The sequence below is a fragment of the Tessaracoccus lubricantis genome, assembly GCF_039544535.1.
GTDB lineage: Bacteria > Actinomycetota > Actinomycetes > Propionibacteriales > Propionibacteriaceae > Arachnia > Arachnia lubricantis.
In genome coordinates, this window is sequence record NZ_BAABLV010000074.1 from 1 (window position 1) to 1,382 (window position 1,382).

At 65.1% G+C, this 1,382-nt stretch carries 1 protein-coding gene; it reads right to left on the minus strand.

Going from position 1 to position 1,382, the window contains the following annotated elements; genetic code table 11:
- Nucleotides 1-84: 84 nt before the first annotated feature.
- Entirely contained in the window at nt 85-1,380 is a 1,296-nt protein-coding gene (locus ABEA30_RS15885; RefSeq protein WP_425584643.1) for an IS1380 family transposase, read from the minus strand.
- Between the last annotated feature and the right edge of the window lie 2 nt (nt 1,381-1,382).

Here is a 1,382-nt window from a genome sequence, read left to right on the forward strand (position 1 = left end):
CTGTGGTGGGCATGGTGGGGCCGCCGGTCTGCCCGGCTTTTCCACTGGTGGTTCCTAGGGTCGTGCCCGTTGGGGGCTGGGTGGTCAACTCAGGGCTGGGGTTGGTGGGCCGGTCGCGTTCCAGAGGGTGTCGAACTGGGTTTTCCATGCCCATCGGGTGGGGAACCGGAGCCAGAGCCGTCTGGCTGACTTGATGATTCTGGCGGGGATGGTGATCAGGTGCCGGGTCAGGCTTGGCCAGCGGGTGGTGGGACGGCCAGCGGCATGGGCTGCGGCGCGGGCAAGGTTGAACGCGATGACCGTGTAGCCGACCCAGGCGGTGTTGGCGAGGTATTTGCCGGAGGGTAGGTGTTTCAACGCCATGGCTTTCAACTCGGCGATCACCTGCTCGATGATCGCGTGACCACGATGTTGCTGGTCGGCCTCGATCATCGACAGGTCGCTGTTGGTGATGAACCCGTGATAGCGCCAATCCTCGCAGAGCGCTGGTTGGTGTTGGGGGTTGAGACGTTTGACCCGGCGAACGATCAACCGGCAGCCGATCGGGACTGACTTTGAACGGGTGAACGCGGTGAACACCGGTACTTCAGCAACTTCTGCGTCGCTGATCCAGCGGTGCTGTTCGGGATCCCAGACCGCTTGGGGGTAACGGATCGGGGTCCAGGCATCGGCATCGATACTGGCGATCGCGCGTTCGACCGCCGGGTTGGTTTTGACAGTGATGGAGAACCACGCCCCAGCCCTGAGCGCGGCAGACACGACCTTGTGGGCGTAGTAGCCAGCATCAGCACGCACCATCACCGGGCCAGTGACCCCCGCGTGGCGGGCGCAGCCGATCGCTTCAGTGACCATCCGATCGGCCCCGTTCAACGAGGTCGTGTTGCCCCGACGCAGCCTCGCCTGGGCGATCACCGGAGCCACTCCTGGGCTGCTGATCGCTGCCAGCTGGACGTTGAGCCCCAACTGGCGGGTATGGCCATAGGCCGCGGCCTGCTTCTGGTAGCCGTGGACCTCACGGATCGTGTCGTCGATATCGATCCACGTAACCCGCGGTTCCACCGCGATCATCCCGGTCGCCTCGGCCAAACGGCCCAGCAGACACGTGTTGACCGCCCGCAACTGCGCAGCCGTCCCCGCAGTGGCCGAGCGCAGGAACGTGCCATACGTCGACGGGGCACGCACCCCCGCAAACACCGTTCCCATCGCTCCGTGGCGCAAGATGTCGAGATCATCGATGCTGTCAGCACCTGCCAAGATGCCTGCTATCACCCCCACTGCCTTGACCGGATCCGTCGAGGTCCGCGCAGTCACACGCTGGGCCAACAGCCCCGACAGCCCCGCCTGTTCAGCCAGCCGCAGCACCGGCACCAACCCGCCCAACC